Annotated in this window: 28 protein-coding genes; 13 read left to right on the forward strand and 15 right to left on the reverse strand. The window is 43.7% G+C overall.

Annotated elements, in window-relative coordinates:
* Positions 1-94 precede the first annotated feature (94 nt).
* Together ACQSGY_RS24950 and ACQSGY_RS24955 are read right to left on the reverse strand one after the other, a co-directional pair.
* Positions 95-847, reverse strand: a complete 753-nt coding sequence (locus ACQSGY_RS24950; RefSeq protein WP_427181363.1) for a nuclease-related domain-containing protein — start codon at positions 845-847, stop codon at positions 95-97.
* A 314-nt stretch (positions 848-1,161) separates the two neighbouring features.
* Entirely contained in the window at positions 1,162-2,055 is an 894-nt protein-coding gene (locus tag ACQSGY_RS24955; RefSeq protein ID WP_427181364.1) for an NAD(P)-dependent oxidoreductase, read from the reverse strand.
* Between the two features lie 509 nt (positions 2,056-2,564).
* On the opposite strand from ACQSGY_RS24955, the gene ACQSGY_RS24960 reads away from it, so the two are divergent.
* From ACQSGY_RS24960 to ACQSGY_RS24970, 3 genes are read left to right on the forward strand one after another with little or no spacing between them, the layout of a single operon-like run.
* A complete protein-coding gene (locus ACQSGY_RS24960; RefSeq protein ID WP_427181365.1) occupies positions 2,565-3,701 on the forward strand; it encodes a GerAB/ArcD/ProY family transporter in 1,137 nt (378 codons plus the stop codon).
* Positions 3,658-5,163, forward strand: a complete 1,506-nt coding sequence (locus tag ACQSGY_RS24965; protein ID WP_427181366.1) for a spore germination protein — start codon at positions 3,658-3,660, stop codon at positions 5,161-5,163. The genes ACQSGY_RS24960 and ACQSGY_RS24965 overlap by 44 nt, the downstream gene beginning before the upstream one ends.
* Complete coding sequence (locus ACQSGY_RS24970; protein WP_427181367.1) at positions 5,160-6,323, forward strand: Ger(x)C family spore germination protein; 1,164 nt, start codon at positions 5,160-5,162, stop codon at positions 6,321-6,323. Before ACQSGY_RS24965 ends, ACQSGY_RS24970 begins: the two co-directional genes overlap by 4 nt.
* A gap of 220 nt (positions 6,324-6,543) precedes the next feature.
* Here ACQSGY_RS24970 and ACQSGY_RS24975 read toward each other — a convergent pair whose 3' ends face one another.
* Together ACQSGY_RS24975 and ACQSGY_RS24980 are read right to left on the reverse strand one after the other, a co-directional pair.
* A complete protein-coding gene (locus ACQSGY_RS24975) occupies positions 6,544-6,924 on the reverse strand; it encodes a hypothetical protein (protein WP_427181368.1) in 381 nt (126 codons plus the stop codon).
* Positions 6,925-6,968: 44 nt separating this feature from the next.
* The gene (locus ACQSGY_RS24980) at positions 6,969-7,331 is read right to left on the reverse strand and encodes a hypothetical protein (protein WP_289375334.1); all 363 of its coding nucleotides are present in this window, start codon (positions 7,329-7,331) and stop codon (positions 6,969-6,971) included.
* A gap of 95 nt (positions 7,332-7,426) precedes the next feature.
* On the opposite strand from ACQSGY_RS24980, the gene ACQSGY_RS24985 reads away from it, so the two are divergent.
* The gene (locus ACQSGY_RS24985) at positions 7,427-7,954 is read left to right on the forward strand and encodes a hypothetical protein (protein WP_248064481.1); all 528 of its coding nucleotides are present in this window, start codon (positions 7,427-7,429) and stop codon (positions 7,952-7,954) included.
* A gap of 102 nt (positions 7,955-8,056) precedes the next feature.
* On the opposite strand, the gene ACQSGY_RS24990 is transcribed toward ACQSGY_RS24985, so the two are convergent.
* A complete protein-coding gene (locus tag ACQSGY_RS24990; protein WP_427181369.1) occupies positions 8,057-8,338 on the reverse strand; it encodes a hypothetical protein in 282 nt (93 codons plus the stop codon).
* Positions 8,339-8,589: 251 nt separating this feature from the next.
* Between ACQSGY_RS24990 and ACQSGY_RS24995 the strand changes: the two genes are divergently transcribed.
* The 4 genes from ACQSGY_RS24995 to ACQSGY_RS25010 all read left to right on the forward strand — a co-directional run bounded on the left by ACQSGY_RS24995 (position 8,590) and on the right by ACQSGY_RS25010 (position 12,932).
* Positions 8,590-9,897 carry an MFS transporter gene (locus ACQSGY_RS24995; protein WP_427181370.1) on the forward strand — a complete coding sequence of 436 codons (1,308 nt, stop codon included), beginning with the start codon at positions 8,590-8,592 and terminating at the stop codon, positions 9,895-9,897.
* A gap of 437 nt (positions 9,898-10,334) precedes the next feature.
* The gene (locus ACQSGY_RS25000; protein WP_427181371.1) at positions 10,335-11,186 is read left to right on the forward strand and encodes an alpha/beta fold hydrolase; all 852 of its coding nucleotides are present in this window, start codon (positions 10,335-10,337) and stop codon (positions 11,184-11,186) included.
* Positions 11,187-11,269: 83 nt separating this feature from the next.
* Positions 11,270-12,202, forward strand: coding sequence for a DUF2268 domain-containing protein (locus tag ACQSGY_RS25005; protein WP_427181372.1), 933 nt, complete (start codon positions 11,270-11,272; stop codon positions 12,200-12,202).
* Positions 12,177-12,932, forward strand: a complete 756-nt coding sequence (locus ACQSGY_RS25010) for a MerR family transcriptional regulator (protein WP_427181373.1) — start codon at positions 12,177-12,179, stop codon at positions 12,930-12,932. Before ACQSGY_RS25005 ends, ACQSGY_RS25010 begins: the two co-directional genes overlap by 26 nt.
* Positions 12,933-13,006: 74 nt before the next feature.
* Here the strand turns inward: ACQSGY_RS25010 and ACQSGY_RS25015 are convergent, their stop codons facing one another.
* From ACQSGY_RS25015 to ACQSGY_RS25025, 3 genes are all read right to left on the reverse strand, one after another.
* The gene (locus tag ACQSGY_RS25015) at positions 13,007-14,302 is read right to left on the reverse strand and encodes a galactokinase (RefSeq protein WP_289375347.1); all 1,296 of its coding nucleotides are present in this window, start codon (positions 14,300-14,302) and stop codon (positions 13,007-13,009) included.
* Positions 14,303-14,819: 517 nt separating this feature from the next.
* Positions 14,820-15,308 (reverse strand): copper amine oxidase N-terminal domain-containing protein, encoded by a 489-nt coding sequence (locus ACQSGY_RS25020; protein ID WP_427181374.1) that lies wholly within the window; start codon positions 15,306-15,308, stop codon positions 14,820-14,822.
* A gap of 339 nt (positions 15,309-15,647) precedes the next feature.
* Positions 15,648-16,334, reverse strand: coding sequence for an RNA polymerase sigma factor (locus tag ACQSGY_RS25025; protein ID WP_427181375.1), 687 nt, complete (start codon positions 16,332-16,334; stop codon positions 15,648-15,650).
* A 291-nt stretch (positions 16,335-16,625) separates the two neighbouring features.
* Between ACQSGY_RS25025 and ACQSGY_RS25030 the strand changes: the two genes are divergently transcribed.
* The 5 genes from ACQSGY_RS25030 to ACQSGY_RS25050 all read left to right on the forward strand — a co-directional run bounded on the left by ACQSGY_RS25030 (position 16,626) and on the right by ACQSGY_RS25050 (position 21,762).
* Entirely contained in the window at positions 16,626-17,567 is a 942-nt protein-coding gene (locus tag ACQSGY_RS25030) for a DUF6973 domain-containing protein (RefSeq protein WP_427181376.1), read from the forward strand.
* Between the two features lie 178 nt (positions 17,568-17,745).
* Positions 17,746-18,174 (forward strand): hypothetical protein, encoded by a 429-nt coding sequence (locus ACQSGY_RS25035; protein ID WP_427181377.1) that lies wholly within the window; start codon positions 17,746-17,748, stop codon positions 18,172-18,174.
* An 815-nt stretch (positions 18,175-18,989) separates the two neighbouring features.
* On the forward strand, positions 18,990-19,589 hold the full coding sequence (locus ACQSGY_RS25040; RefSeq protein ID WP_427181378.1) for an RNA polymerase sigma factor: 600 nt from the start codon (positions 18,990-18,992) through the stop codon (positions 19,587-19,589).
* The gene (locus ACQSGY_RS25045) at positions 19,537-20,511 is read left to right on the forward strand and encodes a DUF4367 domain-containing protein (protein WP_427181379.1); all 975 of its coding nucleotides are present in this window, start codon (positions 19,537-19,539) and stop codon (positions 20,509-20,511) included. Before ACQSGY_RS25040 ends, ACQSGY_RS25045 begins: the two co-directional genes overlap by 53 nt.
* 270 nt (positions 20,512-20,781) lie before the next feature.
* On the forward strand, positions 20,782-21,762 hold the full coding sequence (locus tag ACQSGY_RS25050; RefSeq protein ID WP_427181380.1) for a DUF4367 domain-containing protein: 981 nt from the start codon (positions 20,782-20,784) through the stop codon (positions 21,760-21,762).
* A gap of 405 nt (positions 21,763-22,167) precedes the next feature.
* Here the strand turns inward: ACQSGY_RS25050 and ACQSGY_RS25055 are convergent, their stop codons facing one another.
* The 7 genes from ACQSGY_RS25055 to ACQSGY_RS25085 form a co-directional block, all read right to left on the reverse strand.
* Complete coding sequence (locus ACQSGY_RS25055) at positions 22,168-22,494, reverse strand: nucleoside triphosphate pyrophosphohydrolase (RefSeq protein ID WP_427181381.1); 327 nt, start codon at positions 22,492-22,494, stop codon at positions 22,168-22,170.
* Positions 22,495-22,685: 191 nt separating this feature from the next.
* Positions 22,686-23,171: a hypothetical protein gene (locus ACQSGY_RS25060; RefSeq protein ID WP_427181382.1), complete on the reverse strand. Its 486-nt coding sequence runs from the start codon at positions 23,169-23,171 to the stop codon at positions 22,686-22,688.
* A 76-nt stretch (positions 23,172-23,247) separates the two neighbouring features.
* The gene (locus ACQSGY_RS25065; RefSeq protein WP_427181383.1) at positions 23,248-23,625 is read right to left on the reverse strand and encodes a hypothetical protein; all 378 of its coding nucleotides are present in this window, start codon (positions 23,623-23,625) and stop codon (positions 23,248-23,250) included.
* Positions 23,626-23,805: 180 nt separating this feature from the next.
* Positions 23,806-24,273 carry a hypothetical protein gene (locus tag ACQSGY_RS25070; protein ID WP_427181384.1) on the reverse strand — a complete coding sequence of 156 codons (468 nt, stop codon included), beginning with the start codon at positions 24,271-24,273 and terminating at the stop codon, positions 23,806-23,808.
* A gap of 50 nt (positions 24,274-24,323) precedes the next feature.
* Positions 24,324-24,635: a hypothetical protein gene (locus tag ACQSGY_RS25075; protein ID WP_427181385.1), complete on the reverse strand. Its 312-nt coding sequence runs from the start codon at positions 24,633-24,635 to the stop codon at positions 24,324-24,326.
* Positions 24,636-24,647: 12 nt separating this feature from the next.
* Complete coding sequence (locus ACQSGY_RS25080) at positions 24,648-25,763, reverse strand: WXG100 family type VII secretion target (protein ID WP_427181386.1); 1,116 nt, start codon at positions 25,761-25,763, stop codon at positions 24,648-24,650.
* 165 nt (positions 25,764-25,928) lie between these two features.
* Positions 25,929-26,450, reverse strand: coding sequence for a hypothetical protein (locus ACQSGY_RS25085; protein ID WP_427181387.1), 522 nt, complete (start codon positions 26,448-26,450; stop codon positions 25,929-25,931).
* Between the last annotated feature and the right edge of the window lie 34 nt (positions 26,451-26,484).

The following is a 26,484-nucleotide window of genomic DNA, read 5'->3' on the forward strand; positions in this document are numbered from 1 at the left end:
ATATTTCGAAGATTGACAATGTCATCTGGAATATCCCTGTTTCATCTTTTTTTGCCGACTCTGACCAAATTCTGAATTTTGACTCAAAATCCCGCTACTTGATTCCTTTGGCCTTAGCCATATGCTCGGCTCGAATCTGTTGGTCCGTCGAATTCGCGGCATGCAGCATATCCCAGATCGCCTGAATGTCCTGCTCTTTATATAAGGTCTCGGGCAGCTCGGACTCCAGCCGTTCGGTTTTGCGCTGAATCGTTTCCACTAATTCATGGTCATAAATCACCATTTCATCCGAATTTACATATCTTACGGCCGGATCGACGCTGATGCGGCAGCGGTTCGTAAACGTGACCATGGAGACCACGCGAACCCGTTTGTAATCTCCAAGATGGGCCTGGACAGCTTCAACATGGGCACGGTGCTGCATGAGCGGATTGTACATTTTGACCCGACTGCTGCTGACCGTCCAATTGGCCTCCCGGCGGCCGCCGCGAATCTCTCCTGTAGTCAGATTCCGGGTTTCGATCACAAAGATCGACCGCGGGCCAACCACGACATGATCCACTTGCGAATACCCTGAACGAGACTTAGGATTGCTCACCAGCAGGTCGTTCAGCACCTTATACTCACGAGGCAGACCTAGCAGAAGCTCGGCTGTGGATGGCTCTTGCGGTGCGCTGATCCAGTCGGGATCAGACTTCTTCTTTTTGCGCCGACTGCGTGTCAGACGAGGGGGAATGCCCGTGGCTGGCGATAAAGCAGAAGCAGGCGCAGGAGACGGGACAGCATCTGTAAGTGGACTCGCAAGCTCCGGTCGTGTCTTGAACAGAGACAGGATTTTCTTGAACATGGGCAAGCTCCGTTCTATTTAGAGTGGCTTATTCATTATGTAGATGTTTCGCGCAACCCGCATCATGCAAGATGTTTGGCACCTTATGATCAAGCATACTTCTATACCTTATGTCGGATAAAGTCGAACAAAAATAAAGGGCATTGGATCAAATTCATTGTTATGTTAAATGTACATAATATCCAATACCCTAATCTGCGACTTTAGACACATGCTGCACTCCAAAATCCTGCCCGCAATTCCAAGAAAAAAGCAGCAGCCCCTTGCCTTACACCAAAGAGTCCGCTGCTGCCTTCACGTTGTACACGCCTTATTTAAGCCTGAAGATAGTAAGTGTACAACACCTGTGTACCTTTCTCGTCCATGCCGTTCTTTGATATTTCCTGATACAGAGATTCAGCAAGGGCCAGTCCTGGGGTTTTCATGCCCATCGCTTGAGCTGATTCGAGAGCAATTCCCATGTCCTTGATAAAATGTTTCACGTAAAATCCAGGCTCATAATCGCCTTTGATCATACGCGGTCCGAGGTTGCTGAGAGACCAGCTCCCGGCTGCGCCTGTCGCAATACTTTTCAGCACATTCTCCGCGTCCAGTCCCGACGTCTTGGCATAGGCGAGTGCTTCGCATACGCCCAGCATGCCAGAGGCGATGGCAATCTGGTTGCACATTTTAGTATGCTGTCCGGCGCCTGGCTTGCCCTGCAGCACAATGTTGGTGCCCATCTGCTCAAAAATCGGACGCACCGCTTCAAATGCTTCCGCGGCACCACCCACCATTATGGACAGCCTGCCGTCCCTTGCGCCAATATCGCCGCCGGATACAGGCGCGTCCAGTGCAAACAGCCCTCTGGCTGCTGCTGCCTCCGAGATGCGTGCAGCCAGCAGCGGACTGGAGGTGGTCATGTCAATCAGGTACGAGCCTGGTTTCGCGTGAGCAACAAGCCCATGCTCCCCGAGATAAATCTCTTCAACATCTTTCGGATAACCCACCATTGTAATAATTACATCACACACTTCTGCCAATGCAGCTGGTGTTTCATGCCAGACAGCCCCTTCATTCACCAGTTCCTCTGCTTTGGAAGCTGTACGCGTGTATACGTGAAGTGCATATCCTGCGCGCTGGATATGACCGGCCATGCTTTTGCCCATAACGCCAGTTCCTATAAAGCCTACTTTAGTCTCTTCAGGTGATTTTACCGATTGTGTCATTGCCGTTTTCCTCCCTGTACTTGGATGATATATGTGCTCGTCTACGATTCCATGAGCCTGGTTCAACTTTTCAACTTCAATTATAACTTCGGCTTCTGTGATGCAGGTGGTGAAACGCTTCCGCATTCCTGTAACGATCTCCAGAAACGCTATTTTGGCCATATCACCCGATTTTATTTTCTAACGATCTCAGGAGAGCTTATTTGGAGAATTCGATGTGAAAACGGGCACTTCTCGCGTGTTTTCAGCTAAATAAGGCTTCTGGGAATCGTTACAATTTCTGAAGGCCTTATTTTGCTCCAATAAGCTCATCTGGAATCGTTAAAATAAATATCGTCCATACACTTCGCAATCTATGTGTTACTCGACCTATATGTTATATGTTATAGCTTTCTCCCCGGCCCGTCTATCTCGGGCTGCGTTTTCTGTGAAAAAAACTGAAAAGCGAATCATTTTCTCATAGACTGTACAACCTAACGGAAACGTAGTGAAGCGGAAGGGAGATTCGCATGGGGCAGGATAAAGGACAGATTACAATCTGGTTATCCATTTCAATTATTTTACTCAGCGCAGGGCTGGTCTGCCATGTCTTGTCCATCCCGGCTATTCTGGATGCAGCAGGTCGTGATGGTTGGCTGTCTGTGCTTGCAGCAGCACCGCTATTTATGCTTTTTCTGGCTATGATGTTTATCATTATGCGCCGTATTCACGGGCAGCGGCTTCCGGACTGGATTGCAAGGGAATTTGGTCACGTAACTGCCTGGATTTTTCGCATTACCGCGGCTCTGCTGCTTTTTTCACTGGGAACACATACGTTATATGAAACAACCAACTGGACCGTATCGACTTACCTTCCTTTTACGCCAACCTATGTGCTCGCTGGTGCTGGTGCTTTGGTTGCTGCCTGGTCCGCTGCCAAAGGGATTCGCTCGATTGCGATGACCTCCAGCATTCTGTTACCATTTGTCATTGTGCTCGGGTACTTTGTGATGTCTGCCAATATGAAATACAAGGACTATAGCCAACTGTTTCCTATGGTGGAGCATGGCTGGACTCCCGTGTTGCGGGGTGTAATCTACTCTTTGGCGGGGCTATTGGAAATCTGGATTCTGATGCTCTTTCAGCATGAGATCAAAAGCAGGTTTCGCTGGTGGCATATTCTGTTGCTGGGCATCTTTATGATCAGTATGGCTGTCGGCCCCACGATGGGCGCCATTGTGGAATTTGGGCCAGAAGAGGCGGCCAAGCAACGTAACAGTCCATTCGAACAGTGGAAGCTGGTCAATATCGGAAAGTTGTTTCAACACGTTGATTTTCTATCCATCTATCAGTGGCTCAGCGGAGCTTTTGCTCGTTTGGCGATCTCCATGTACCTCATTGTTGATCTGCTCAACTTCCGCAGACCCGGGAAACGATACATTGCCATCCTCTGTGTCACACTGCTGATGTCTGCTTTGGCCATTCAATGGTGGCGCATTGATTATGTTGATTATTATGTGAACCACATTCAATTTCCTGTCATGCTGTCTTACGTCTCCATCGTCACCATTTTGCTTACACTGGCTGCTCTACTACATAAAAAGGACAAGGAGGAACCTGCTCATGGCCCTTCCACCGCGAACGACACCAATCCAACCAAAGGATGAAGCTTTCCGCATTACACAGCATCATCTGAAGACCTTTTTCTCCGGGTCAGATGATGTCATTATCGACAGTCATACCCTTGGAGATGGGCAAACGAAGCTGCTAATGGCCTACTGCAGCGGTATGGTGGATACCCAGATTATCTATGATATCATCCTGCCCGAACTCAAACGAACCTATGAATTGACTCGCTTCATACGTTTGTCCGATATAGAAAAGCATATCAGTCTGGAATGGAACATTGTGGATACACAGGACCCGCAATATGGCGCGGACCTGATATCACTTCGTGTTTTTGAAGGGCATCTTCTCATCGGTCTCCCCTCGCTTCAAACGATGTGGAGTATGGATATTTCCAACATGCCAACACGAACTCCAGAAGAATCTACAACCGAGGTATCCATTCGCGGAGCAAGGGATGGCTTCATTGAACCACTGGCTGTAAATGTCGCCTTGATCCGCACCCGGCTACGAACAGCCGATCTGGCTTGTAACATTGAACTGATCGGTTCATTGTCTGCAACCAAGGTAGCGTTGATGTATATGAAAAATGTAGCCAACCTCGGGCTGATTGATGATGTAAAGCATCGTCTGCGCACCATCCAGACCGAACGTCTGATGACAGCCAACGAACTGGAGGAGTTATTATCTCCTGCCAAGATCACTTTGTTTCCATTAACGCATTACACAGGAAGACCTGATTTCGCAGCAGAATGCTTGCTGAACGGTCGCTTTATTCTCATTGTCGATGGCAATCCGAGCGCCATTATCGGGCCTGTTAATCTGTTTCTTCTGCTCAAATCCCCAGAGGATGCAAGCTTTCCTTTTCTATCGGTTAATATGGGGCGTATGCTGCGATTCATCGGTCTGTTTGTCACCCTGTTTCTTCCAGGATTTTATATTGCACTGACCTCATTTCATATGGACCAGATTCCTTTCCCCCTTGTGGCAACGATCTCTGCGGGCCGAATGGGGCTGCCGATGGAGTCCGGTGTGGAGATGTTTCTGATCATGCTGCTTATGGAATTATTCCGTGAGGCCGGGGTTCGTTTGCCGAGTGCCATCGGTCAGACACTGACGGTTGTGGGCGGTCTGATTATTGGTGATTCTGCCATCCGGGCAGGCATGGTTTCACCGCTGATGATTGTTGTCATTGCCTTGACCATTGTAGCCGGTGCGACCATTGTCAATCAGGTTATGATCAGTTCGATCCTGATTCTGCGTTTCCTGTGCTTTATCCTTGGAGCTACACTAGGAATCTACGGATTCATTCTGTCCATGATTCTGTTTCTGGTCTATTTGACAGATCTGAAATCCTTCGGCATCCCGTATCTGACCCCCTTATCACCGCTTAACATCAGGCAAGCCTTTGTGTCCCTGTTCAAAATGCCAACCAGTCTCCGAAAACGCCGTCCTGTCTATTTGGAGACACAGAAGCCGAGCAAGCAGGGTAAAAGAAAATGAGCCGATTCCTTGCACGCTGCCTGCTTACAATGCTGAGCCTGTCTCTTTGCCTCATGACAACCGGATGCTGGAGCTCTTACGAAATTCAGCAGGTCGATTACGCCAAAGCCATCGGTGTTGAATACAAGGACGGCATGTATCACCTCTATGTACAGACACTGGACTTCTCCAGCGTGGCAAAAAGTGATAATTCCAGCAAAACGTCGCAAGCTCCGCCGATCTGGGTAGGCCATGCTGAAGGCCCAACGATGAGCCTTGCTATGAATGAATTGTGGCGTGCCTCACAGCTTCACATCGCCTGGGGGCATGTCACCGCCATCGTGTTGGCTGAGAGTGTGCTGAACAACAAGCATATTAAGGACGTATTTGATATGATGGGTCGTTTCCCGGAAGCACGTTACACAACTTGGGTGTACGGCACCAAAGATTCTCTGTTGGACATTCTAAGCACCGCGTCCATCTACAATCTGTCACCGCTGGACAGTGTGCTGCATAACCCGCTACCCAGCTATCTGGAAAATTCCTTGTTTAAACCTGTACTCAGCTTCGAGCTAATTGCAACACACAATGATCCGGCAACGACAACGTATCTGCCTGCCATTACCTTGAACAAAGATCTGTGGCTTCAGAACAAAAAAAAGCACGAGCTGTTCCTGATTGAAGGCGCCTTTTTCGAGCGAATGGGTGAGAAATTCGAGTTCCTGCCTAAAAGTCAGCTACCTGGTTATCACTGGCTGATCAAAGGTATGCGCCGAGCCCCCTTGCTTATTCAAAAAGATGATGTCATCTACGGTGCCCTTAGTGTAGGATTACCTACAATCAAGATCAAGCCGATTATACGGGGAGAACGGGTTACGTTCAAAATAGATGCCAAATATCTGACTGCTTTGTATGAATACCTTGTGCCTATGTCTTATGATGAAATGACCCGGATTAGCGAGGAAACAATCAAAAAGCAGATCATGGAAACATACCGTAACGGTTTGAAGCGTGGGGTGGATGTGTATGGTTTGCAGGAGCACTTGTACCGCAAAAACCCGAAGCTCTGGAACAAGCTGAGCGGTGATGGGGAAAACTTGATTCTCACCGAGGATTCCATAGAAGAATTAAATGTTCACCTCACGATCCCATATACAGGCCGCTATAAACGGAAAGTGTGACAAATAAAGATGCAAAGCCCTTCCGCGGTATATGAAAAGTATGTACGGGAAGGGCTTTGGATTTTGATTATTTTTTTATATTGATTACTTTATTTATTACTTATTTCAGTTAACTTTCGAGGCAGCAAAAACTGTTCCAGCAACCAACCAACGATTACAGATACGGATAATCCAAACAATAAAATGGGGAAATTATAGAACAAGGTATTCGTATATTGATTCAACCACCCGAATCGGTACACAACCGACCCTGGATTATCTGTATATCCGTTGACTGAAGGCGCAGCCCCTCAATAAAATGAAGCTGCCAGCAGACCGATAGCACACTCATGACTAATGCACCAACGACAATAATGATATTCCCTTTTCTCCCCCAATACTCTCGTTGGTCATAAAACCACCATCTGCACCTGTATACGGTCCACAAACAGAGGATTATAAAAGAAATCAACGCCGGAAATAAGGCCAGAATTCCGAGATTCCCATTACCTGATATCCCCTTTCCTGCTTCATGCTTGATGGTCATCACATGTACTGCGAGCACCATGAACACGTTCCATATCAAAAAGACAAAGTAGGGTCTGTTTATCCGTTTCATCACGTTTATCAGCTGCCTCCTATCCGTCCTGATCGGTTCTCCTCTTCTCATTTCCAATAGTAGTTCATGACTCTTAATCGTGTTGTGAGGATCAACATTTGCGGGATTAACACAAAGATTACATACATCAGCACAATTAACCATAGATGAGCGGCAAAATGTTCTGCACCGAATGTAGGCTTTGGACGCTCAATAAAATACCACCATATTGGAATGGCTACTCCCCATGTTAACACTGTAGAAGCCAGCATATCCTTCACATCACTCCATAAGAAACAAAACAAAGCAGCAAACAATATAGGAAAAACCCATGAATCTAAGATTGGTCCCCAGCTCTGAAAAATAAAAATGATCGCAGGATACAGAAGATTGATCGTCCAGCGCCAGATTGGATTTTTATAGATCGCCATGCTTCCTCCTTCTTGGAAAAACAATATAAATTAAAGCATATTTTTGGAATCTACAGCTCACACTACCTTTAGAAAAATACGGAAGGAGTAACGGCATGAGTTTGAAAAAACAATTAGTTGTTATAGGAACCATATTCGTATGTATATCCTTGGTATGGGGGTGTGGAAACGGGAACAACAATACCAGCCGATCGGCCGTAGATCAGCCTAATCATAATGAACAGGCCCAAAGCTGGGGAGACCCTAAACGCCTTGAAGCCTCTCACCTTGAAGCACTTGAGCGCATGGAAAAGGATCACATTCATCGCATGGTTTCCCTGAGCGTAAGTACGGATGAGGATCAGGTGATGACAACACTGGAACGTTCCAGTCAGAAACTGGAAGAGATGAGGCCACTCGCCGAGATGCTGCAGTATGACGGTCATCCTGCTTTGCTACAACGAATTCAGGAGATGTCAGGAGATATTGAAGGCTCCAAGAATGCAGTGGCCGAAATGAAAAGCAAACCTCAATCCGGAAAAATTAAAATCCAGTCTGCGAAGACGGATGCCCTGCAGCATATCAACAGTTTTCGTGACTACCATGAATATGTACAGGGTCAAGTCAAAATGATGAATAAATAATAACTAGTCCCTTGTATCCCAGCCAACCACATATAAATGAACTATAGTTAGATTCGGAGCTTGTTCTCTCCCGAATCTAACTATTTTTTATTTCTTATACCGCTACTCTACCCAAAGAGATAGCCAGATGAATATACAGAAAAATACAACCGGTGCCAGCGCTCCAGTGGCGATGCAGACCCAGAGCTTGACTGGTTTAGCACTATTCCAAGAGTCTTCAATCCAGCTTAAACGCTCATTGCGCCATTGCTTAAACTTCAATCGACGGATCATACGCTGCATAACCTGCCGCCGTTCCCCTTCCGAAAACTCGCCTAGTACATGACCAAGCTCCTCATACAAATGCCCCTCTGTCTGACTTGTTTCAACCTTTGTTGTATTCATGAATATCCCTCCTCTTAGTTCAATTCCATAAAATAAATAACACTCCAGAGACAAACAAGTTTGATGCAAAGCATGTTTATATCATGTACATCAGAAAAGGCTTACAAAATCAGGATTGAAATCCATTTTACAATAACATACAGTGGTATTACACCAAATTTATCATTTTACCTTGCTAACTCTGACAGAAAACCACCCACATCTACATCTACATCTACATCTACATCTACATCTACGAAACGGAGGAAGGAATGAAGAACGAAGTACACGCTGTAAAGCATAACTACTCCAAGCTGTTCGGTGCCTTTTCCCTTACTTTTCTAGGAGATGGATTAACGCTAGCTGCTGTACCCTGGCTTGTCTCCACCTTAACAACCGATACGTTGTATGCATCCATTACGATGACAGCCTTGCGCCTGCCTTGGCTCATTTTCAGCTTACCGGTTGGTGTTCTCATTGACCGATATTCACGCAAGCATATGCTCGTTGGAGCCAGCTTTACCCGTATGATATTTCTATTGATGCTGACAATCTGTATCTGGGGAGGCTGGATCAGCATACCGCTGCTTGCCTTGTTTATGTTCGGAATCGGTCTGAGTCGTGTTGTCTTTGACAGTACGGTGCAAACGATTATTCCGCAGATTGTGGAGGAAAAGAAGCTGGAAAAGGCCAACGGCCAGTTCACAGCCGGGCAGCTGATTACCAGCGATATTCTGGGCGTAGCCCTCGGCGGTTTTATTATCACGATGCATATCGTGTATCCTTTTGCCATCGACACCGTAACTGCGGTGCTCTCCCTTCTGCTAATCATTGGCTTACGCGGCAGCTTCCGGCCGACTATCACGAAAGCAGCCCAAGCTCAGGAAACGTCTGCGGCAGCTTCCAAGCAACAAACGACTCAAGAGGAGAACGAGCAGCAGGCCCATCCGCTGAAAAATTGGAAAAAGGAAATGTGGCTGGGGATTCGATATGTATTTCAGGATCAATTTCTACGCGGTCTGGCTATATTGTCAGTTACGATTACGCTGATGTTCTCCATGATTCTCGTAACCCAGATTTTCTTTGTACGTGAAGTGCTGCAGCTTGAAGCCTACGCTTTTGGTATCCTGATCTCAATTGCAACCATCGGCAGTATTCTGGGCAGTCAGGCTGTGGCTTCTATGCGCAAACGCTGGAGTTCGAAGCAGCTCATCCTTCTATCCATCTTAGCTATGGGTCTGCTCTATGGAGCGGTTGGTCTGACATCCAATGCATATGTAGTGGGTGGCATGTACTTCTGCGCAGCCTTTTTTATTGTTGTCTACAACGTAACCCGTTCGTCGATCCTGCAGCGTTCCGTGCCTAATGAATTGCTCGGGCGTGTAGGGAGCGTGTTCAGGTTCCTGTCCTTTGGCATCAGCGCCATCGGCACCTTGCTTGGCGGATTGCTCGTTCGCGTGAGCGAAACCTTTTTTGACCGTCTGTTCTCGCTGCAATTACCTTACCTGTTACTAAGTGGGGTTTACATCGTGGCCTGCTTCCTGTTTGCTTCCAAAATGCGAAATGTACCGGAACAGTAATGATTTGAAGCCTCATAGAACCCGGTTTTAAAACAATTGACATTGTCGTTTATCTCATGCTAGTATCGCTTTAACTTATACGAACGGAGGGGTTACGTGTGTTAATCTAATTCTTCGATATTGTTTGCACAATGAATCGAATAGTGGTTTCAGGGCTATTTTGGTGTGCACAGTAATCGAAGAATGGTTTACCAACGCGGTAACCTGGTTTAGTGATATGCGAGTGGAACAGGGTAACTTTACTCTGATATCGCATATGCTGAAGTTGAAGAATGTGAAATGAAGTCTTTAATGTCTACCCAATAATCAGACTGCAGTTCTGGTCACGGGGGAACATGTATGGCGTTCATTCGCATTCTCTCTTTCGATTACGATATGCACAGGCCTATAGCCTGTGTTTTTTTATTTTGTATATAGATATTGGAGGAGGAATTGACATGAACGAACGATTAGTAGAGGTAGATGGAATTAAATTATGTTCAGACAGTTTTGGGAATCCTGTTAATCCAGCTGTTTTATTAATAATGGGTGCTCAATCCTCAATGATCTGGTGGGAAGAAGAATTCTGCCAGCGTTTGGCAGACACCGGACGTTTTGTCATTCGTTACGATAACCGCGATGTTGGACGTTCAACAACTTACGAACCGGGTCAACCGGGTTATACATTCGAAGATATGGCAGATGATGCCGTTAGAGTTTTGGATGCTTACAAGATTGAACAGGCACATATTGTAGGTATGTCCATGGGTGGTATGTTAACTCAAATGATTGCTCTGCGGCATTCGGAGAGAGTCCTCACCATTACCCTGCTAGCAACGTCCAATTTTGCACCGCATCTTCCCCCGATGGAAGCAAGGATTATGGATTTTTTCTCGAACATGGGCATGATCGACTGGACTAGCGAAGAATCGGTCGTCAATTTTGCTGTGGAGAGATCAAGACTCCTGGTCGGTTCAAAGCATGTTTTTGATGAGGAAAAGGTCGGCTTCCTGGCTAAAAAAGAATTTGCGAGAAGTGACCTTCCAGCAAGTATGGGCAACCATGCCCTGCTGTCAGGCGGAGAGTCCTATCTGGTTAGAACAAGAGAAATCAATGTACCTGCTTTGATCATACACGGAACAGAAGATCCCATTATTCCTTATGAACATGGAGAAAATCTCGCCAAGGAGATCCCCGGCTCGGTTTTGCTGACATTGTCAGGTTCCGGGCATGAGCTTCACTATGATGATTGGGATTCAATCATTGATGCTATTTCAAAGCACACTTCGACCTCAGACAAACAGCAATGAAACGTATTTTCCTGACTCGCTTGACTGTAACGTAACGTTATCCCGGATAATGAGCTCAATCATACACAAAGGAGCAATTGAACATGTCCGTCAAAATAACTGCGTTACAGTCAGACCAGATCTACCGTAACATCATACAAGCTGCACCAGCGGAAAAACAGGAATTGTACCGTCAGGAGATGCTCAGCCCTTTTATGGCAAAATGGAACATCCAGCACATCCCTTTCCGGGCTCAAGAGCCTGGCGGATTCGATGTGATCACGATGAACAACTGGATGAATATCGCACCTGAGGCGATTACATCCGACATCAACGAGCCTTTGGCCGCCATCTCTACCGCAGCATTCTGGAAACAATGTCAGCAGGCCGTTGAGACAAGTCTGGGTGTATTTATCAAGGAAGGCGTCACCCTGAACGTTTCGGACTATTTGTATACCATTTTATTAGGTGATCCGGACAGCCCGATGCTGCAGATGAATGAAGGCATTAGTGGAGATGGTGGTATTCCAGGCTATATTATTGCCAATCTGGTGCCAAACGCGTATACTCTACCTCGCATTCCATCCGTGCTTGCCCATGAGTGTAACCACAATGTGAGATACCAGCATATCCAGTGGAATCCTGGAATTACGCTTGGAGAGATGGTTGTGAGCGAGGGGCTTGCAGAGAATTTTGCGACATCCCTGTATGGGGAGGAACTGCTAGGTCCATGGGTGACCAAAACGGATATGAACACGTTAAACACCATCATCAAGCCCAAGCTCAAAGACCAGTTGGATGTGACGGGATTCGATCAGATTCATGCTTATCTTTACGGCGACGAAATCGCGAGGATGCAGAACTTTACACCCGTTGGTGTTCCTTATGCCGCCGGTTACGCCTGTGGATATCATCTGATTCGGTATTATCTGAACAAAACAGGTCAGCCGATTACAGAAGCCACCATTACACCAGCAAGTGTTATCCTTGCTGAGACAAAGGAATTTTGGCATGAAGAAACGTTATTTCACGATTAAAGAGATGATGCAGATCACGGGTATTACCAAACGAACCTTGCATTATTACGACCAGACCCATCTGCTCAAACCAAGCAAAATTGAAGCGAATGGCTATCGTCTCTACGATCAGGAAGCGCTAGGCAGGCTGCAAACGATCCTGTTGTTCAAGGAAATGAATTTTACATTACAGGATATCGCGGCCGTGCTGGAATTATCTATAGATGAACAGAAAGAGATGCTGCGAACGCATCGGATGACACTGGTTGAGCGAAAAGAAAAGCTCGAAGCCACCATACGTCAACTCGACCATTATGTAGATGGAACAGATAGGACTCAACTGGAGCTGTTCAGCGACTCGCCTATCCACTCCATTCAGTCGCAATATGTATCCGAGGCGAAGCTGCTCTACGGAGAAACACAACGATTTCAGGAATATGAAGCGCATATGGCAGCACTCTCTCCAGCCGCAAAGGAACAGGCGAATCAGCAGTTTGCAGCAGATATGGAGGCGGTATTTCAAAAGCTGGCCGTACTTCAGCACTTGTCTCCTGCTGCGGAAGAGGTACAAGATTTGGTGTTACAGTGGAAACATATCATCTCACGTTACATGACCTGTGACGCTGAGATTCTGCGATGTATTGCCGAGATCTATAGGACCGATTCAAGATATATAACGTATTTTCGCCAGTTTGGGGATGAATCTTTTTTGCAGTTTCTGCATGAGGCTATTTGCATATCTTTGTCCTAAGAAAAAAGCGGGCTCCGTGGGTTACACCCATTGAGTCCGCTTTTCGGTAAATTATAATCTACGTATGGCTATGATTAAGCCTGATTCAGTTCTGCATTCAAGCAGATGGAACCGTGCTGACGCACGTTAACAACGATCACTGGTGTATCCAGCATGCCGCGCATCCAGTTCATATATTCTTCTGCTTTGGCATTAGGAACAATCGCCAGAATAACGCCTGCGAATCCACCGCCATGCACTCGGCATGCGCCGTCTCCCAGATTGCTCAAATAGTTCTCGGTCAGCGCAAGCGCCACTGAGATTTCCTGTGCACGAGTCGCACCGCTTTGATACACGTTTTGCAGCCATTTCCATGACGAATTCCCCGATGCAGTGATCAGTGACAAGAAATCAGTAAAACGACCTTCACGCAAAGCCGCCACTTGTCCATCCACCCGTTTATTCTCAGCCAGGAAATGCAGCGCACGCAATACCGCGCGATCCCCAGCCGCTTCGCGAATCGCAGGCAGCTTCGCATAGATGTCCTCTTCCGAAATCTCACGCACGTATTCAGCGCCAAGTGCCTTCGCGACAGCTTTCATCTCGTTAGGAACAGCAGCATAATCTTCCGTCAGGTCGGCGTGGTTGCCGCCTGTATTCACGATGACCAGGGAATATCCGTTCTCTTGGAAATTCCATTCCACAGGCTCAATCACAGGTTCAGCCGGATTGGCAAAATCAATCGAGATCAGGCCGCCATATGCGCAAGCCATCTGATCCAGAAGGCCGGACGGCTTGTTCCAGTAATGATTTTCCGCATACTGTCCGATTTTTGCCAGTGTCACCACATCCAGCTTGCCATCATTGTAGAAATGGTTCAGGATGGTGCAGATCAGCATTTCAAAAGACGCAGAAGAACTTACACCCGAAGCCGCAAATACGTTACTGGAAATATCCGCTTTGAAGCCGCCAATGCTGTAGCCCAATTCGACAAAGCCTGCCGCCATACCACGAATCAATCCGGTTGTACCGTCATCTTCCGCGTTAGGCTTCAGGTCAGCAAGGTTGATCACATACTTTTTGTCATATCCCTCGGAGTAGAACGTAATTACGTTGTCGCCCGTCGGCACGGCTACTGCAATCGTGTCCAGTGTAATGCTTCCCGCGAGCACTTTACCATGGTTATGATCCGTATGATTGCCGCCGATCTCGCTGCGTCCCGGAGAACTGAACAGATGCATGTTATCCTGCTCACCAAAGTGCTCACGGAATGAAGCATCCAGCTTCACATAACGTGCACCCTGCTCCTCTACATGCTGTGGTCCGTACATTTGCGCAAGCAAGGCCTGTCCCTGTGTTGATTGAATAAGCTGTGTTACCTGTGTGGTCATCTCTATTCCTCCCATTTCATATGCAAGCGGCATGTAACCGCTATCCCTTATGTCGTCTAAAATCCTTCATCGGATTAGCCATCCCCATTATCTCAGCTTCTGAGCCGAAAAGGTAGGGCAGAATTGAAATTTTGGAAGCGTTTTTTGAAACATGTGTCTATTTCGAAACTTGCGTGATCCCTGACTTGAACGAGATTATGGAATATGGATCTTGATGACGTATTTCCTTCCATATTTTTGTTGAAAAGCTGCGGTTATATACATGCTGGCTACAGTATTTTACGTGAGTAATATACTTAAGTAATATACGTGCTAAGGTACTTTTGCCTGTTTGGGTTGAATGGTAAGATGCAGTATAGGCTGCCTAGCAAAAAGAAAAAACCTTCAAGACTCCTGTTCCATTGTGGAGGCAGGTCTTCAAAGGTTTGGACTCGAATGATCGGGTTTTAATGAACCCCGCCGTTTGCATGCATCACCCATACCGTGTCTAAACACATGGATTGTCGCTGGCTTAAACTTATTGAATGCTCGACATCTGCGCCGAGATGGACACATTCCCCTCTTTTACAACCACCTCGTTGAAGAATGGTTCAAAGAATGAAGCGGGCACATACGTTACGCCTTTCCTGGATTGCACGGGTACAGGCAGCTCTACATCATGGGTCAAATTAATGACCTTCAACTTGCCCGTAAACCTGGCTTGCGTGCTGCCATCCTTCACGACAACGGATTGTATGCTGTCTTCAACACGAATGGCTTTATCCGCTGCAATCCAGCTTACCTTGTACCCCAGAGATTCTGCCGTAGCGCGCAAAGGCACCATCACTGTTCCTTTTTGTTCATAAGGCATCTGCTCTGCACGTTTAACTTCTACCGCTCTTCCATTGACCGTTAAGCTGTATTCTGGCGTAGACGCGGCTGCGCTGACTTTGGCAGTTGAAGCATACAGTGCGCTGGCCACAGATACAACGCATAGTGCAGCGATGAACATCATCATTTTTTTCATAGGAAGCCCATCCTCTCCTGGTATGTAGATTGGCTCAAGCTTCAGACGTACTTAGTGATTGTTTTGTTTCATCATATAATTCTTATCCTGTAATTGTTTCAGAACTCCGTATGTTTAGGGACAACGTGCGACTTGTAATTGATAATTTTAATCACTAGTCCTTCAATAATACTTTGGGCAAATCATCACGTTCTTATGATCTAACCTGATTCCTCAACCGTTGGATAAATGACTGGAATGCATTAAATAATTTGCATCACACTTTCTTGGTCCCCACTTTGAGCTTTCCTAACTGCATCATAGAAATCAAGAGTGTTTTGTTCACTTTTTATCACCACTTTAACAACTTCTAATATTGTACCAATAATTAAGTCTAACAGGCCCAATGATTGGGGTTATCTCCATTTGTTCGGATAAGTCACATATATGCCGATCAAGTTTTGCATTTCCCCGTTTATTCGTCGTCATCAACCCATTTTCTTGAAAATTGACCCAATAATTTTTTCTGGCGCGGACTAGACGTTGGGCAATGACTTGCTCGCTTACCCCTGATTCTGTAGCTATGTCTTTGATAGGTCTTTCCTCCATGTAAAACTTTAAAAGTAAACTTCGATAGTCTTCTTTTAACTCCACGATTGTCTCGTGAAGCACCTGGTTGCGAAATGCTTCCTCGACTGTATATTCGACAGAAACGGCCGTCTCCACTCTAGCGGCAATTTTATTTTCCTTGTAGACGTTATCCGTACCCATTTCATAACGAGTTTTTCTTCGGAGCGTATCCAACATCTGATTTCGGATGAGTCTCTTTGCCCATTGCTTGGCAGATTCCGGCTTAAGGAGCTGATGATGCTTGGCAGTTATTTTTAAGAACGCCTCCTGTATGATATCCTCGGCCAATGCATGATCTTTGAGAAAAAAAATGATTTCTTTATATGCAAAACAATAGAAGCAATTATATATATGTCTCTGAAGTTCGGGGTCCAACATATCGAAATCTGCTTTTAATAATAGCCACCATTTTTCCATAGTACCCCCAATGATCTCAAATACGTAGTATGATCACGTAAAATGTATTCCCTTTCAGTTTAATTAATTGGTAATATAATGTAAATAAGGATTATATAATTATAATTGTTGCAATAAATAATATTTTATTTATTTTTGATAAAAAGCGTCATATTTTGCATGTTTCAATCGTCTATATAATATAGACACCAAGAAAATCTACTTTTCTAAATATCGCAGAAAGGAGGACAGGAGGAAACTGTTGAAGATTAGTATTCATTCGCAATAATAAAATGCAAAGGAAGTGTTTTTTTGAAGAGAATTATTTCTTTCATGCTTGTGGCGATCCTCATGTTTACCCTTGCACCATTAGCAATCGGCGCATCTGTGGAAAGTTCAGATAATGGAGAATTAAAAAAGGCACGGGACGCAGCAGAAATGGTATTGAATAAACGTACTATTCAAAATGCTACTATAACAGTAGAGATTGAAAAACCATTAGTTTTAAATCAGGCACCAGAATTATTCCAAGCAATTGAGGGAAGAGAATACGATGAATTGTCACAAGAAGAAAAAGAAAAGATGTTGGAAATCGTAGTAGCATCTCAGGAGTACTACAACAACATAATTTCATCCGTTAGTTCCGATACAGATACTGACGTAATTACACCTATGTATTTTGAATCACAATTATCCAAAGCTATAGAGGCTGCTATTTATGTGGGTTTTCCAACCTTATCAGTATCTGATATAGCGAAATCCTTTCAAAACGCCAATACCGCAAGAGATATTGGAGTAACTTACGCAAATTTAATGGGTTATACGCAGACATGGGACAATCCTGCAGATGCATACAGGCACTTCGCCTGGAACTGGTTAAACACTAAAGACATAGGTGCAAATGATGCACGAGTTTTTGGAGATTACCATGAACTTGCAATGGCAGCGGCTGTTGATGCAAACAATCAAACAGCACTTTCATTTGATCAAAAAGTAACCTATGGAGTGGCTAGAGCATTTGTAATAAGATCTAACACACAAGGAAGCCTAAGCGCTTTTAATTCTCAATTTGCAGCCGACAGCGTGATGGATATCTACAACAACTCACAAGGAAGAAGATATGCACTATATAATTCTAACCCTAATGTTGGCGATGCTTTTTATCAAGCGTTCGCCACTGATAATGCGTTAATTGGATGGACCAGTAATGTTAACTCTTCAGTTAGAAGCACTGCTTTTGGATATTGGCAATAAGGTTAAGATAAAATGCTAAAGCTGATTCCTTCTAAATTAAGAAGGGGTCAGCTTTTCATATTGCTTGCAGTAATTAAATCTACGGCTATGCATAACTTTAATAATGGTTGCTTCGTTAATTATTGTAGAGGCATTGTGCTGTGGTGCCTCCAGTAGTAAATAAGGAGGGTGCGACAGAGTGAATAAAAAGTTATTAGTTAGCATTGTCATTGGAAGTTTGTTTCTAATTATTATCATCGCAGTCGGATTAAATTCGTTAAGGGGAGGTTTTCTGAGCCAATTCCAAAGCTTTTCTTTAACAGTCATTAATGATTCCGATTTTGAGGTGGAGTTGGTGGAGATGGGAGTATTACAAAGTGCTGATTCCGGAAATTCTATCGAAGAAAAATCAAAACAAACATATTCCATTCCTTTAGAGAGTGGAAAGCAGACCGTAATCAAACCTCGACTTTCAATCACGGGAGAGGGAGGTATATATTTGAAATATATAGATGCAACGGGAGAAAACATTAGAAAAACGGTTTGTTCGTATACAGAAAGTGGATCTGGATACACTATTGCCACTATTACAAACAATAATGTTCAAATACAAGAAAAATGCAATTAACTCGCTTTAAATTTCTATTTCCTCAGGCAAAGAGTATTCTTTAGTCTTTGTCTGGCCAAATGTTGATTCACTAATCAGCTTGGCGAAAAATTGTATAAATAATACCAAGCTTGCTTTACGATCCTATAATCACAGAATTAAAAACAGAGTTATATATTTTTTCATAATTGATTCCCTCACTTCAGGTTATTTTATAACCTGCTTCCTTTATGAGTATTCCAAAACATAAGGAAATGAAGAAGTATGGCATTGACAGACAACTTAAAAGACAAATTGTTAAGAAAACTGGATTCTTCGAAGAAAACAATCACTTGGGGAGAATGCATCTCAACAAGTGGAAGGAATATCCTATCCGATGAAAGACACTTTTCGAAGCTATAGGCGCTAAATCTGCTAACCAGTCACTTCAAAGTAAATATGCTGAAAGCCATTTTGATCATGCTGTTAGCTTTGCTGGTAAATTTGGCGTTATAATCGCCCAAGGACTAGCTTTTTTGTTCGATCATGCCGTTCAATCTTGAGTCTTTCTGGAGAAAGCTCAATCATCGCCGAAATCAATCTCTTGAAAAAGCATGGAGAAATAGTCGTGAAACGAATTTTGATAATATGAAACGGAACACTCCTCTAGAGGGGTGTTTTTCCAATTTAATACATGAAAACTTACTTAATCTTGATAATTTATTTAAGTTTACTTTCAAAATTAAATTTAAGAGAAGTAATATTGTAACAAAAGCTATCTTCCCCTCTCTTTTTCATCCTACCTGTCACATTTTGTATCTCTCATACCGTCATACTATATGTTAGGGGGGAATCACTTGGAGGAACCAATTCAGCAGATCATCAAGGATGTGCTGCAAGGAGAAAAAGATAAGTATGCCTTGATCGTCACTCGCTGTGAAAAATTCATCTTTAATTACTGCTACCACATGCTGGGGGATTACGGCGATGCAGAGGACTGCAGCCAGGAGGTATTCCTGAAGGCTTATCGCGGACTGCATACCTATCAACCGGATCGACCTTTCGAAGCGTGGCTGTACCGCATTGCCTATAACCATTCCATCGATATGCTTCGTAAGCGCAAGGTCACAAGGCTGCTGCCTTTTTTGTACAAAAACGACCGGGAGAACAATCACGTGGATCAAGCGATCGATCACAAATATTATAACCCTGCCGTTTTACACGCACTTGCTGCACTGTCCGCAGAAGAACGAAGCTTGCTAATCCTGCGCTGTGTCGAGGACAAAAGCTACAACGATATCAGTCTTGTACTGAATCCGAATACCGCTTATCTACGCAAAAAATTTCAACGTGCTGCTGCCAAATTCAGAAAGAACTACGTCAGCCAAGAGGAGGAAAAGTCAAATGAAGCACAACGATCCCGAACACGAGCTGAAACGACTATTTCAAAAAGTTGAACCTTCAGGCTCTGACCTGCAAGATCGAATCATGAGCCTGATTCACAAAGAATCCGCACCGAAAGAGCGATTCATCGTCAAACATCGTGTCGGGGTTCTGCTGATCGCAGGCTTGTTGCTGACAGCATCCACCGGATTTGCGGCAATGAATTATCAGTCGTTATTCAACGATAAAGGCGATGTTCTTTTGGAAGAAAAACCACTCACCGCTGATCCTGTGCACCAACCATCTCAAGGAGAACAGCAGCGATTGGAACGTATGAATGAAATCTGGATGAATGAAATTAAACCGGGTGAAGCCGCATTAATCTATGTCGTTCCGAATAACCCACATCATCAGTTCGATATCCGCTCTAACCCGCTTAGAGTTGAAAATTTTGAGCAATTAAGCCACATGGTTCATGTCACTGGCATACCGCTATCCCAAAAGCTATCAGGTGCTTCACGTACATATACTTTTCAGAAGGCAAGTGTAAGTATGGAGTACAAGCAGGATGTATATGAGCTTTCGGATGAGAAAAAAGAAGCCCTGGTTCAAGAGCTGCGCCTTCAAGCTCAAACCTCAGGTCAGGATCATGCGCTAATGCCTGTACCTGTAACCGATCAAGTTTGGCTCTCTTCCATGACCTACGTTAGCGGACAGAATGAAATCTCGCTAAGTATTATGAATAACAAGGATAACGAACCGCTGATCGCTTCATATGATGAGGATCTCAACACCACCAGTCGCAAAATAAACATTCACGGACAAGATGTGATCGCGCGAACATACGGCGGTGATGTCGCAGAACTAATGTGGGCTTATCAGGAGCCCGAAACCAAGTATGCATACCACTATACGCTTGGTGTTCGAGAAGGTGTGGTTCCTCTGGAAGAGTTAATTCACATTGCGGAGACTCTGATTCCAGCATCTGACCGATAAATTTTCCGGATGCCAATAGGAAAAAATAAAGGCTTATCCACTTCAACAGAATGAAGCAAGATAAGCCTTTTTTATTTTTCCAACTATTCCTATCTCTATCTCTGCAGCAGTATGTTGACCATTCTTGTGCATACTCCCCTCAGAGTCACCTCGTAGATAACACGCCCAATATTGAAAATAAAACTATAAATTACATAATTTATTCAACCATTTGTCACACTATAACCCCTTCCTTCCGTTATATCCAGTGTAAGAAGGGAGGGGAAATCATTGGAGCACTTCGATCCCGGGCAGGGTCTGAAATTTCGTTTTCAGAAGGTTGAACCCGTCGGTAATGCCTTATATCACCGGATTATGAACCAGATTCACCTTGAAGAAAAAATAAAACCAAAGGAGCGATTTTTTGTGAAATACAAAATCAGTTTTCTACTTACTCTAGGTTTATTGTTAACCGCCTCAACCGGATTTGCTGCCGTGAAATACCAGTCTCTGACCAACGACAACGGGGATGTACTTTTTCAAGAACAGCCAATGACCTACGCAGAATCTAATCGTACCGAGGATGACGACAAAAGAATTCGTCTCATGAATAACATCTGGGTGAATCAAATTAAACCAGGTGAAGCAGCGATCATCTACATCGTGCCCAACAATCCGAACCAGGAGCTCTACCTCAAGGCGAATTCGCATATTATTAAAAATTTCACCCCCCTGCAAAAGATGGTTAACATTCCGGGCAAACCTCTAGTTAAAGAGATTGCTGGCAAAGGAAAAGAAAAATATACATTCCAAAAAGCAAGCGTGCATATGGAGCATGGAATGGACCTCAACAAGCTCTCCGAGACGGAAAAGGCAGACATCGCTAACAAGCTTCTTCTGGAAGCACAGGCTTCAGGAAAAAACTACGCCTTGATGCCGGTTCCTTTTACAGACGAGTTCTGGCTCACCACCCTGACTTACACCAGCGGCAAAAAAGAAGTTTCTCTGAACATTCTGAACAGTAAGGACACGGGCACAGTCACTGCTTCCTATCAAGATAGCATTAAAGTCACTAGTCATAAGATTAAAATTAACGGGCAGGATGTCATCCAACGGACTTATGGCAGTGGACCTTCCGAGTTCATATGGGTGCATGAAGACCCAAAAACCAAGTATGCATATCATTACGTCCTGAGATCAGCTAAAGGCAACATCTCCGATGAAGAGCTGCTTCGCATTGCAAAAACGATGATTCCATCATCCAAGTCATAACCTCATTTTAAACGGATTACAAAAATAAGGCTTATCTGCTTCAATTTTTGAAGCAAGGTAAGCCTTCGTTGTATTCTCACGTCAACCGCTTGTTTATATCTCAAACTTATCGTTCGTGTATATCAAATGGATAAAAGAGAATTACTAGAATAATCTTTAGAATTAATTCTTATCCTTTTTCAGCATCTCATCAGTAAATACGTATGGTACTATCATATATAAGATTGTTTTTATGAAAGAAGTCCATATATAGAAAGGACGTTTCCTTGTGAGAAAATTAATCACGAAGTTAGCTTCTATCCTAGGTTACGGACTGTTAGCTGCCCTTTTCATTTTCTTTCTTATAGCTCTAATTGCCATTATTATTCTGGCTATTTATGAATTCAAAAGCTAATGAGTTTTACATTAAGCTTCGTCGACATCGATCAGATACACTCTCTCCTGAAATCCTCCGCGTGCCTCGGCTTTATCTGCACGCAGCTTATCCAAATGCGTAGCGTTGGCTCCATGAACCTCTGCCAACGCCCGGATCACTTCGAGCATGTCCGCCAGCTCCTCCAGCGCTTCCTGATCACTTTCAGCACTCATGTATTCTTCCGATTCTTCGCTCAGCTTTGTTCTTAACTCTTGCTTATATTCCTCCGGGTCCAGAATGCGCGTCCGACACTCCTTGCCGCTGGATGTGATAATATGCGGAATCTTGTCCCGCACCAATTTGTTGTATGTAGGCATGTGGTTTTTCATCCTTTCTGCTCTGGAAGCTCTCCAGCTTCACGCCAGAATCTCCCTTTTTGCCATTATATCATTTGCCATGGATGGAGAGAGGTGGATTTTGTGAAGTGATGGGAGCAAATGAGAAATAAAAAATGCCCTTAGCTACTCATTTAGGAGTCGAAATGGGCCTACTTCGAAATTCGTGTTACCTATAAGGCGTTCGGGTTCACGTAACACCAATCAGACAGATTTGAAGTTTTCAAAGCTTTCTCCAGATCAGAAAATGTATACACCCAATCTTCCTCTATCCAAACTATCAGCTGTGGGTGTTTCGCAAGAAAATGATACAGGAAGGTTAGCGTGACCTCTTCATTTTGATAAACTTCATCGATAATAAGTGTGTTAAAGTATATCTGCCCATCCTCTCTCCATTCCAATTCTCTGTATTGATGTAGGGCAGGTTCATCATAAACATCAACTCTGATCATATCGTTCGCCACACTATTGTCTGAATCTTGTTGGTTTGGACGTGAAATACCCAAGGCACAATGTTTCATGTTCTGTTCTGAATCTACATCTTTAATTCCATCAATTAAATGCAAGTTTGATTCCAGACAAACTTGTCGTATATCTTCCACCAAACGATCTATGGGTATATTACTGTTTTCTTCTACCAATACAAAAGCTGATGCCATTATTTCAGTACCTCCAACGAAGACAGTCCATAACTCTTCTGTTACAAGTGTAATGGGCTTATGACTACATTCTTATTTATTTGTTGAATACGATGTTCTCCTGTTCACTTTCAATAATCTTATTATCACTTATCTGCCAGCACAAATGATATTCTCCGTCATGATCATCTATCAAAAAATATCCTGTTATATCCTCAATGTTAGCCATCTCAGAAAGCTGCTTTTTCATAAAATCAAGATGGTACTCTCTGATATCTGCTCCATAAAAAACATATGCCGTCCAATTAATTTGCTTCTCCGGAAATGTCCAGCCAGACTGATACAGTTCCAATTTTTCTTCATCTAGTAAACCTTCATTGTAATTCGTTGTAAAGTCATCCCGTATCTTTTTCACTTCATTAAGTGTGCTCTCATCACACTCTAACCAACCTCTAACAGACACATACTTTCCCATGTCCAAAACCCCTTTAGGCAGTCAAAATCATTTTGTCCAGAACCACTCATCCTATTACATGAAATAACCAATCAATTTTCCTAGGAAGTTTCGTGACATTTTGATATAGAACATCTTGTATATAACTTATTCGCTGAACATAACAAATTGTACTCACGCTAAATTATTCTCTCCTACTCATTAACTCGGTATAGTGGGTGGATACAGTTTTTTATGCTCCAACTCAAACCATTGCTCAACATGGTTACATAATAGAGGAATATCTTGAATCGCTAGTTCACAGATTTCCTTATACGATGCTTGAAGCACTTCTTCGAGTTCCATATTAGCCTGATATGCCTCCGTTTGTTTTGCATGATATACATCGGCGGGCTCAATAACATAATTTTTGTTTTTAGATATAGGACTTACATGGATTGTCCATTTCAGGCTACCTTTAAACTGCTCAATACACGGCTTTAATTGTTCATAAACCTGATCGGCATTGTGGAATCTAAAATAAAAACCCGCAGGATGCTCATAAATCCGGTTTGGATTGTACATCTCTGTCCTGTTCCACTCGTACGATCCCAATTTGGCTAATGTATAGGCCATGAGTTCCTCTGGCAATAACTCTTCTTTTTGCTTAAAATAAATACTCTTTGGCACATTCTTCACCAACCTCTAGCAGCACAGCACATATAAGCTTTGATCTCAGTTTATTCTTCTATGGATTGGATCGCATATTCGATATCTTGCTCCATATCCAGATCAGGATATTTCTTTTGCAATTGAAGAAGACAATCTATAAATGCTCGACTTTGAAATTCAGCAGATAATTCCTCAAATATCTCACTAATCCAATATAAATATTTTTTATCACATTGCTCTAGAAATAATATGGTACTTTCCTCATCCTGCTTTAAAAGATTAACCAACTCGTTCCAGATTAACTGAATAGCCGGATCATCAGGATGTAAGTTTTCTCTCTTCTGTACTAACGAAATTACTTCTTCGCTGAAATCTATCATGTTGTACTCTCCTCACGGTTGTTTAGAGTTATCTGGAGTAATTGTTCCGATCTGGCCATCATTCTTGATTCCCCCCACCCTAACATTATTATAAGTCCCAAACATCCATTCTCCATCTCCTTTATTTCTGTTCTTAGGGAGATTGGCTACGTACTCACCTGACTTTTTGATATCCTCTGCTGTCCACTCTTTAGGGAACCACGCTTGGCCCTCTCCACTTCGCTTTGCTTTGTTTTTGTGGTTTGGGATATTTCCAACCCTCACACCGTTTGCATATTCTTTAGTAATGTTAAATGGAATTTTATTTTTAATTAGAAATTTTATATTTTCCTGTCCATGACCGCCATTAATTAATCTGTTTTTGGAGTTAAACTCTCCAATAGAAGCGTGGTGAACTCTTTCGCTGCTTACGGTATATCTTGCACCAATCATCCCTTTGGGAAAACCTAGTCCTTCTTTCGGAACCTTATAACTTTTATTATACTTTCCTGTAAAAGCCATCGCGATCTTGCCAAGATGCAAACTAGCGATAGAAACTCCAGCTTGCCATGCAGGGACAGCTTCCCCGTTAAAGGGATTATAGCCTTCTTTTAATGCGCTAATTTGTTCCTCGTAAATATCTCCCCCACTAGACTCCGGTTGCTTCGGCCCTGCTCTCATTTCCTCTAATGAACCACCATTATTAAAGTATTCCCTTAGTTCCTTCTGTCCAGGCATCCCATCCTCAGCTTCACTGGCAGGCATAACTACACCAAACAAAGGATTGTATACCATTCTTTGTTGCTCTTCCCGGTTAGCTGTATCCTGATTCATTATGCTGCCAGCAGCAATCTGCCCAGCAATAGCTCCCAAGCTCACCTGTTCCTGATCCACCTGTTGGAACCTCTCGGCAATGGCCCTGAGATCCTGAGAGGACATCACCATGCTTTCCAGTGCACGATTCAGTACAGGACGAGATTGCCGAAAATCATAGAAAAACCGTTCCTGTGTTGCTCCCGCCCATTGAGACTCAATGAAGCCGATTCTTGCGGTCAGGTCATTCCGTATCGATTCGAGTTGCTGTCTTCCCTGCTCAATCTGTTTAGATACATATAGTAGTTGCTCCGGTGTTACTTTTATTGTACTCATACGCTTCTCTCCGAAGTAAATAAGATTTTACTATGTTAGCAGAAGTATGTGATATATACATCCGTCCAATATCCTGATTTTCCCTTATTATAAAAATTGTTCTTTAACCTTAGAGTCCTATGTTTAAGAAAACTCATCAATTTATACACACGTTGAATAAATTGACTATTTTAGCTCTGATAGTTCATGCTTCAACCGGTTCTCTAACTCCTTCAATATTTCTTCTGTTCGTTGAAGAAGCTTTTTGATGTTGTTTGCCTTTAGAATCCGATCCTGGTTAAACTCCCCCACGGAGGACATATGTTGAATCGTACCGATGAACAAAGCAATGTCCAATCCAGGTACAGTATCTGTATGCACCAAAGGCAAAATCTCATTCATAGTAAGCTCCTTCGGTGGATGTACTGCACGGTACTTTTGGATATATAATGCCTTAATCAATGAGGCAAGTGCCCAATCGCAGAGTATCAGACAGGCTTGGAACTGATTGTGACTATGCATGATGATGGCAAGTTTGATGTGATATTTCGAATGTTCGTGATAGCCCATGATTGTATTACGGAGTCTATAGTCATCTAGATTATGTCTGAACACAGATTGCATAGAGTTATAACGTTCTTGAAAACGAGGAGTAAAACCTACTTGGTGATTACAATGTGCTTCGGTAATGGACCGATTTCTTGCCATTGTCATCCCTCCAATGAGTTAATACCAATATTAT

Origin of the sequence: Paenibacillus sp. TC-CSREp1 (genome assembly GCF_050171015.1) — a bacterium.
Lineage (GTDB): Bacteria > Bacillota > Bacilli > Paenibacillales > Paenibacillaceae > Paenibacillus > Paenibacillus silvae.

What these genes read in the sequence shown, in the direction of transcription:
- ACQSGY_RS24950 (WP_427181363.1), bottom strand. Translation starts at nt 847, where the DNA reads ATGTTCAAGAAAATCCTGTCTCTGTTCAAGACACGACCGGAGCTTGCG.
- ACQSGY_RS24955 (WP_427181364.1), bottom strand. Translation starts at nt 2,055, where the DNA reads ATGACACAATCGGTAAAATCACCTGAAGAGACTAAAGTAGGCTTTATA.
- ACQSGY_RS24960 (WP_427181365.1), top strand. Translation starts at nt 2,565, where the DNA reads ATGGGGCAGGATAAAGGACAGATTACAATCTGGTTATCCATTTCAATT.
- ACQSGY_RS24965 (WP_427181366.1), top strand. Translation starts at nt 3,658, where the DNA reads ATGGCCCTTCCACCGCGAACGACACCAATCCAACCAAAGGATGAAGCT.
- ACQSGY_RS24970 (WP_427181367.1), top strand. Translation starts at nt 5,160, where the DNA reads ATGAGCCGATTCCTTGCACGCTGCCTGCTTACAATGCTGAGCCTGTCT.
- ACQSGY_RS24980 (WP_289375334.1), bottom strand. Translation starts at nt 7,331, where the DNA reads ATGGCGATCTATAAAAATCCAATCTGGCGCTGGACGATCAATCTTCTG.
- ACQSGY_RS24985 (WP_248064481.1), top strand. Translation starts at nt 7,427, where the DNA reads ATGAGTTTGAAAAAACAATTAGTTGTTATAGGAACCATATTCGTATGT.
- ACQSGY_RS24990 (WP_427181369.1), bottom strand. Translation starts at nt 8,338, where the DNA reads ATGAATACAACAAAGGTTGAAACAAGTCAGACAGAGGGGCATTTGTAT.
- ACQSGY_RS24995 (WP_427181370.1), top strand. Translation starts at nt 8,590, where the DNA reads ATGAAGAACGAAGTACACGCTGTAAAGCATAACTACTCCAAGCTGTTC.
- ACQSGY_RS25000 (WP_427181371.1), top strand. Translation starts at nt 10,335, where the DNA reads ATGAACGAACGATTAGTAGAGGTAGATGGAATTAAATTATGTTCAGAC.
- ACQSGY_RS25005 (WP_427181372.1), top strand. Translation starts at nt 11,270, where the DNA reads ATGTCCGTCAAAATAACTGCGTTACAGTCAGACCAGATCTACCGTAAC.
- ACQSGY_RS25010 (WP_427181373.1), top strand. Translation starts at nt 12,177, where the DNA reads ATGAAGAAACGTTATTTCACGATTAAAGAGATGATGCAGATCACGGGT.
- ACQSGY_RS25015 (WP_289375347.1), bottom strand. Translation starts at nt 14,302, where the DNA reads ATGACCACACAGGTAACACAGCTTATTCAATCAACACAGGGACAGGCC.
- ACQSGY_RS25020 (WP_427181374.1), bottom strand. Translation starts at nt 15,308, where the DNA reads ATGAAAAAAATGATGATGTTCATCGCTGCACTATGCGTTGTATCTGTG.
- ACQSGY_RS25025 (WP_427181375.1), bottom strand. Translation starts at nt 16,334, where the DNA reads ATGGAAAAATGGTGGCTATTATTAAAAGCAGATTTCGATATGTTGGAC.
- ACQSGY_RS25045 (WP_427181379.1), top strand. Translation starts at nt 19,537, where the DNA reads ATGAAGCACAACGATCCCGAACACGAGCTGAAACGACTATTTCAAAAA.
- ACQSGY_RS25055 (WP_427181381.1), bottom strand. Translation starts at nt 22,494, where the DNA reads ATGCCTACATACAACAAATTGGTGCGGGACAAGATTCCGCATATTATC.
- ACQSGY_RS25060 (WP_427181382.1), bottom strand. Translation starts at nt 23,171, where the DNA reads ATGGCATCAGCTTTTGTATTGGTAGAAGAAAACAGTAATATACCCATA.
- ACQSGY_RS25065 (WP_427181383.1), bottom strand. Translation starts at nt 23,625, where the DNA reads ATGGGAAAGTATGTGTCTGTTAGAGGTTGGTTAGAGTGTGATGAGAGC.
- ACQSGY_RS25075 (WP_427181385.1), bottom strand. Translation starts at nt 24,635, where the DNA reads ATGATAGATTTCAGCGAAGAAGTAATTTCGTTAGTACAGAAGAGAGAA.
- ACQSGY_RS25080 (WP_427181386.1), bottom strand. Translation starts at nt 25,763, where the DNA reads ATGAGTACAATAAAAGTAACACCGGAGCAACTACTATATGTATCTAAA.
- ACQSGY_RS25085 (WP_427181387.1), bottom strand. Translation starts at nt 26,450, where the DNA reads ATGGCAAGAAATCGGTCCATTACCGAAGCACATTGTAATCACCAAGTA.